Below are 6,531 nucleotides of genomic sequence, written 5' to 3'. Positions count from 1 at the left end.
ATAAATGCTTCCGGCATTGCCATTGATGACAGGGGTAATAATGATGCACTTAATAATAGTGCTGCTTTAATCATTTTATTCATATTGATATATCCTTTGTTCAATTAACTATTTAGAAGATCTACGTATTTATAGCGTGCCGTAAGAATGTAGGCCTGACAAAAACATATTGACGCCTAAGAAGGCAAATAAAGTCACAAATAGGCCTATTACTGCCCACCATGCCATTGGTCTACCATGCCAACCTTTTGTCATTCTCATATGTAACCATGCGGCGTAATTTAACCAAACAATTAAAGCCCATGTTTCCTTAGGATCCCACGACCAATAACCACCCCATGCTTCAGCAGCCCATAAGGCACCCAAAACGGTAGCCACAGTGAAAAATGCAAAACCTAATGCAATAGATTTATACATCAAATCATCCATCATGCTTAGCTCAGGTAGTACATTTGCCAATAAACCCTGTGGACGGGCAGTCTGGCACCACGATTTCAATAAATAAGCGACACCTATCATCGCTGCCATAGCAAAAGCACCATAACCCACAAAGTTGGCGGGCACATGAATCTTCATCCAATAACTTTGTAGAGCAGGAACTAAAGGCTGAATCTCATGAGCTTGCTTTTCAAATGTATACCAAAGTTGGAAAGCAACCGCGGCAGTAATGACCAGTAATACAAAGCCACCGAGGCTGCGAGTTTGATAGCGGCGTTCATAGAACAAATAAAGTAATGCAGTAATGATGGCAAAGAGAATGAATACTTCATATAAATTACTAACGGGAATATGACCCACATCATGGCTGATTAGGTAAGATTCACGCCAGCGAACCATTAAACCGATCATGCCCATTGTAGCTGCAGACCATGTTAACCCTGACGCCACTTTCTCAGTAAAACTCGAACGCATTAACAATCCAGAAAAATAAGCAACAGTGGCCATCACAAATAAAGCACTCATCCACATGAATGCAGATTGGCTAGCTAAGATATAACTCAAAAAGAAGTCTGTTTCGCCTAGACTAAGATCTTGTCCATAGAGCCATAGCGCTATAAAACTTAGTACTGTGACGGCAATGACATGACGACGAAAACCAGACCAGTTTTGACCTAATAAGGCCAGACTGACGGCGGTTAATACGACGATACCAATTTCATAACTATCAAATACACTTGAATATAATTGCAATAAAACAACTGCTGCAATAGCCATCAAGCCACGCCATGACCATTGTGCTAAGGCCGTATCACTCTCAATATTAAGTGCATTTATTCGATTACTCATTAATTACTCTCTATTTTATACAAGACTAAGAACCTTATTGTTGACTAAGAGTTCCCTGATACTTGCTTTAATTGCTTACTAATCTGTTCAAAGAATAAATCAAATTCACGAGGGTTGCGATTACTCATTCCGGCTAATACTATATTTGAGCCATTAGCTTTTTTCTTTACTATTGCCCAAAAGCGACGCTGTGGTAAATAAAATAACAAAAACACGCCAATAATTAACAATGCACAGCCTAAATACACTGTAGATTTACCCGGTGCATGAGTCACTTGCAAGCCACTGGCTTCGACATGATCAAAATCAGTTAATGAAAAATATACCGGTGAACCATAGCGAGAGAAACTACCAATTGCATCAACAGCATCTTGCAAGAAGGTCAGTTGTTGCTCTGTATCAGCATCTGATTCAGGCTGCTCAAATCCACTAAAATAAAGTCTTGCCAACATCTCACGTAACATACTTAAATAAGCGGGGCCTAAAGTTTCACGCTCGGCCTCAGGCAACGTTGTATCAATAAACGTAGCCACTTCAGCAAAGCCACCACTCATAAACATAGCAACAAGGCTTATCAATGAGTTTTCTAAGCTTTGCTCTAGATCATCATCTTTATGTTCAACAGACGCCAGAGTTTCTAACATCATTTGATGAGCAACTGATTCGACAATCTCAAGATCATATAAACGTTTAAGGAATTGATTAAAAGCCGTTAATCCCCCTTCTGAATCAAGAGGAAGGTATAAATAGCCAAACTCTTCTGCCTGACTAGAGCGAACACCACTTAAATAGAAGTCACGACCATTACGTGGCACTGGCAGCATATAGTTTAGGTATTCACGAGCTTCACCTGTTTTTGAACGTAGTTTAAAACCAAAACTAGGGCCAAAATTGCGAAGATTGTCGGGATCACCTTCCTTTGGGTCGGGGTTAATATTAAATGGTCGGAAAGATAATACCTCTAAACGAGCACTCTCTTCTCCCCAATGCATTTGTCTATTTTCAAACACCTTCGTCTCAAAACTAAAAGGCTTATTTCCTGCACCACTATCTAATGGCCATGCTTCTAATGATAAGCCTGTTCCACCATCACTAAAGCTCGCCTGATAAATAGCATAACCTTTATAGAATAAAGGATGATTTACGGAAATAGTCACCTCCAAAGGCTGTTCTAACTCATCATCAAATAATACTAAGTCTGTTTCAAATGACTTTGGTTGCCCAGTGGCATAATGTTCAATACGAAAATCACGGACTTCAAGTTTAAAAGGTAACTCTTGCACCAGATAACCGTCTCGCATGGCCAAAAAGGCAACTTCGGCTGAGCGCCCTTCTGGAATATGAATACTGCCTCTAAAGGCATTAGACCCCACAGGCAATCGACTTATAGCAGGTATATCCTTGGTAGCTAGGTCGCGAGTCTCAATCTTAATTCGCCCCTGCCATTCAGCAAATTTTAAAGGTAAATTACTATCTAACAAACCACCTAGACATATAACAATAATCGCCACATGGGTGAAGATATAGCCTAAGCGATTCATTCCGCCACGCATAGAAGATATTAAGATCCCTTCTTCTTTTGCTGTTTGTTTAACTCGGAAACCTTGTTGACTTAATTCAGTCGCTAATTTGTTAACGCTATCATCAACGGAAGAGCTGACATCCCACTCATGACTATGACTCATTGCCCGGAGTGACTTTTCTTGCACATGTGTTCGTAGATTCCACATGTCTTTTATCATGCTTGGTGTATGACGGATCACACAGGTTGATGTCGAAATGACCAATAAGGTCAATATCGCTAAAAACCATAAGGCGCTATAGACATCATAAAGCCCTGCGGATTCAAAAACATCAAACCAGAACGGTCCGAATTTAATTAAATAATCAGTATAAGGTTGATTTTGTTGGAGTACCGTACCAATGACCGATGCAATTGCCAGTGCAAGTAACAATGTTATGGCCAGATCCATTGAGCCAAGAAAATGGAATATTCTCTGGCCTAAAGTATGGCGAGGAAGTTGAGGACGACTATCATCAGACATAGAAGGTAAACCATTTAAAATCGGCATTAAAAAACACCAAATATAAAAAAAGCCGCATGGTTGTTACACCTATACGGCTTTCAAGTAGAGTTATTTTTTAGTGTAAGCCAGCAACATAACTTGATACTGCTTTAATTTCATCTGCTGTCATTTTTGCAGCAATATCACGCATCATACTGTTTGAATCATTGCTACGTGATCCTGTAGCAAACAAGTTTAATTGCGCTTCAATATAAATAGCGTGTTGACCTGATAATGCTGGCCATTTAGCAGAAGGAACACCGGCACCCGTTGGACCATGACATGCCATACATGCAGGTACACCAGACTCTTTATTGCCTGCTCGATAAACAGCTTGTCCTGCCGCAACTAAATCTTCCGATGTTGCTGCTGGCGCCGTGTTTTGTCCCGCATAGTAAGCTGCTAAATCTGCCATATCTTGCTCAGACAAAGCCGCAACCATGGGTGCCATGACCGCATTACTGCGAACACCGCTTTTAAATTCTTTTAGTTGTTTTACTAAATAAGCTTCGCCTTGACCTGCTAATTTCGGAAACATATCCGAAGGGCTATTACCATCCATTCCATGGCATGCCGCACAAACCGCTGCCTTACCTTTCCCCGCCGATGCATCGCCCGCAGCCATACTTGGCGTCATAGCACCCACAGTTAAAAGCGCTAATGTTGTTATTAACAATTTTTTCATTATCAATTCCCAAATTGAACATTCAATTAAACAAAACTTCGAATATGCTACTCTTATTACTGTTTTTTTGCACCCTGAGTCACTACTAATGTCACAAATTTATCGCCAAGCCCACTACACCATTAGTGCAACCCAACTATCAGAACTGCCTATAGATAGAGGCATTGAGGTCGCATTTGCAGGGCGCTCCAATGCTGGTAAATCAAGTGCAATCAATACCATTGCCGATCAAAAATCACTTGCGCGAATTAGTAAAACACCCGGTCGGACTCAAATGATTAACTTTTTTGCGATGGATGATGATCGTGCTTTAGTTGATTTACCAGGTTACGGTTACGCCAAAGTACCTGAACAAATGAAGATCCGTTGGCAGCAAACCTTAGGAAAATATCTAGAAACGCGGCAATCCTTACGCGGACTGATGTTAATGATGGATATTCGTCACCCACTTAAAGAATTTGATTTACAAATGATCAAATGGGCCAATAATGCGGAATTAGAGGTTCATATATTGCTAACCAAATCTGACAAACTTAAACATGGTGCTGCAATGGCTACATTGCACCAAGTGAAGGCTAAGCTAAAAGAACAAAATCTAAAATCAGGTGTCCAATTATTCTCTTCATTAAAAAAATCGGGTAAAGAAGAAGCTATTGAGCAACTCGATCGCTGGTTCATTCCCGATGAAAGTATTTCTGCAACATCTAAAGAAACAGAGCAAACAGAATAAGGATTATTATCGTGAACAAGCCCCCAGTACAAAGTCGTCGTCAGTTTTTACAAAAAGCTGCTTTGGGGGGCGCATTAGCCGGCACAGTTAGCCTACCACTCTTAGTTAATGCAGATAAACTCGAATTCCCCGATAATTTACCAGAATGGATGCGAGCACCTGGTGGCGAGTTTGGCAATTATGGCCAACCATCCAAACATGAACAGCAGGTTATCCGCTGGATCTCAGCCAATCCTGCAGCACCAGGTAATGGTGTTTCTTGGACCCCTTTGCATGATTTACAAGGCACCATTACTCCCAATGGCTTGCACTATGAACGTCATCACAATGGTGTGCCACAAATAGATCCTACCCAACATATTCTATTAATTGATGGAATGGTTGAACAAGCTCTTAGTTTTGATATTGAGAGCTTAATGCGCTACCCCATGGTTTCTCGAATCTGCTTTATTGAATGTGGTGGCAATAGTAATAGTGGCTGGCGTAGTAACCCAATTCAATCTCAAGCAGGTTACGCACATGGACTCGTGTCCAATGCAGAATGGACAGGTATTCCCCTTAAACTCTTACTCAAAGAAGCAGGCATTCAAACTTCAGCTAAATGGGTAATTGCAGAAGGGGCTGATGCCGCCGCATTAAATATTAGTATTCCTCTAGAAAAACTGCTGGATGATGCCTTACTTGCTCTTTATCAAAATGGCGAACGATTAAGACCCGAAAATGGCTATCCAATGCGTTTAGTACTACCCGGATGGGAAGGTATTTTGAATGTTAAATGGTTGCGTCAATTACGCCTAACAGATGAACCTATTATGTCGCGTGATGAAACATCTCAATATACCGAATTGATGCCAGATGGCTCTGCCCGCCAGTTTACCTTTATCAATGAAGCTAAATCTCTTATCACTTCACCATCATTAGGCATGATGTTGCCAGACAATCCTGGCATCTATCAGATCTCAGGGCTTGCTTGGTCTGGCCGAGGCAAAATCACCCGTGTTGAGATTTCTGCTGATGGCGGTGATAGCTGGGTTGACGCTAAGCTGCAAGGCCCTATTCTTGATAAAGCCTTTACTCGCTTTAGCTTACCGTGGCATTGGCAAGGTGAATATGCCATTTTACAAAGCCGAGCAACTGATGAAACAGGCTATGTTCAACCCTCGCGAGAAGCACTGATTGAAAATCGTGGTAAACATGGATTTTTCCACTACAACGCAATTGTCAGCTGGGAAATAACGGAAGAAGGAGATATTAATCATGTCTACGGTTTCTAAGGTTTTTACCACCACATTACTTCTATTATTAGCAAGTTATAGCCATGCTGAAAGCGACCACCAATCACTTGGTAAACCTGCTGAAGCACTAAGTCAACAAACACAATGGAATCTCAGTATTGCACCCGATGGTAAAGCACTACCAAAAGGCAAAGGTTTTGCAGCACAAGGACAACAAATATTTGCCCTAAAATGTGCAGTTTGTCACGGCCCTGAAGCTATTGGTGCCAGTGCTGATCCCTTAGTTGGTGAAGTTGGCTCTTTAACAAGTGATTACCCAGAAAAAACGGTGAATAGTTATTGGCCATATGCCACAACATTGTTTGATTACATTCGTCGTTCAATGCCGATTAACGCCCCATTTTCACTAACACCAGATGAAGTTTATGCACTGAGTGCCTATATATTGAGCCAAGATGCTATAATTGCTGAAGATTTTGAACTCAATGAAGAAACACTACCTCGGGTAACGATGCCCAATCGTGATGG

The 6,531-nt window shown here is 41.2% G+C and carries 6 protein-coding genes; 3 read left to right on the top strand and 3 right to left on the bottom strand.

From position 1 onward, the window contains the following. Positions 1-129: 129 nt before the first annotated feature. The 3 genes from ccsB to QZ488_RS20650 form a co-directional block, all read right to left on the bottom strand. Positions 130-1,287: a c-type cytochrome biogenesis protein CcsB gene (gene ccsB, locus QZ488_RS20660; RefSeq protein ID WP_293752300.1), complete on the bottom strand. Its 1,158-nt coding sequence runs from the start codon at positions 1,285-1,287 to the stop codon at positions 130-132. 44 nt (positions 1,288-1,331) lie between these two features. Further along, entirely contained in the window at positions 1,332-3,359 is a 2,028-nt protein-coding gene (locus tag QZ488_RS20655; RefSeq protein WP_293752298.1) for a cytochrome c biogenesis protein ResB, read from the bottom strand. Positions 3,360-3,429: 70 nt separating this feature from the next. Continuing rightward, positions 3,430-4,038 carry a c-type cytochrome gene (locus QZ488_RS20650; RefSeq protein WP_293752296.1) on the bottom strand — a complete coding sequence of 203 codons (609 nt, stop codon included), beginning with the start codon at positions 4,036-4,038 and terminating at the stop codon, positions 3,430-3,432. A gap of 88 nt (positions 4,039-4,126) precedes the next feature. Here QZ488_RS20650 and yihA point away from each other — a divergent pair, with 88 nt between their 5' ends. The 3 genes from yihA to QZ488_RS20635 form a co-directional block, all read left to right on the top strand. Then, positions 4,127-4,768 (top strand): ribosome biogenesis GTP-binding protein YihA/YsxC, encoded by a 642-nt coding sequence (gene yihA / locus QZ488_RS20645; protein ID WP_293752294.1) that lies wholly within the window; start codon positions 4,127-4,129, stop codon positions 4,766-4,768. An 11-nt stretch (positions 4,769-4,779) separates the two neighbouring features. Beyond that, positions 4,780-6,042 (top strand): sulfite dehydrogenase, encoded by a 1,263-nt coding sequence (gene soxC / locus QZ488_RS20640; RefSeq protein WP_293752292.1) that lies wholly within the window; start codon positions 4,780-4,782, stop codon positions 6,040-6,042. Continuing rightward, positions 6,026-6,531, top strand: a 506-nt coding sequence (locus QZ488_RS20635; protein WP_293752290.1) for a cytochrome c, incomplete at its 3' end; no start/stop codon positions are given. The genes soxC and QZ488_RS20635, both read left to right, overlap by 17 nt.

The sequence above is a fragment of the uncultured Paraglaciecola sp. genome, from assembly GCF_913020055.1.
Taxonomy (GTDB): domain Bacteria; phylum Pseudomonadota; class Gammaproteobacteria; order Enterobacterales; family Alteromonadaceae; genus Paraglaciecola.
The sequence above is the reverse complement of the archived record's forward strand: the minus strand, read 5'-3'. Positions and strand labels throughout refer to the sequence as shown.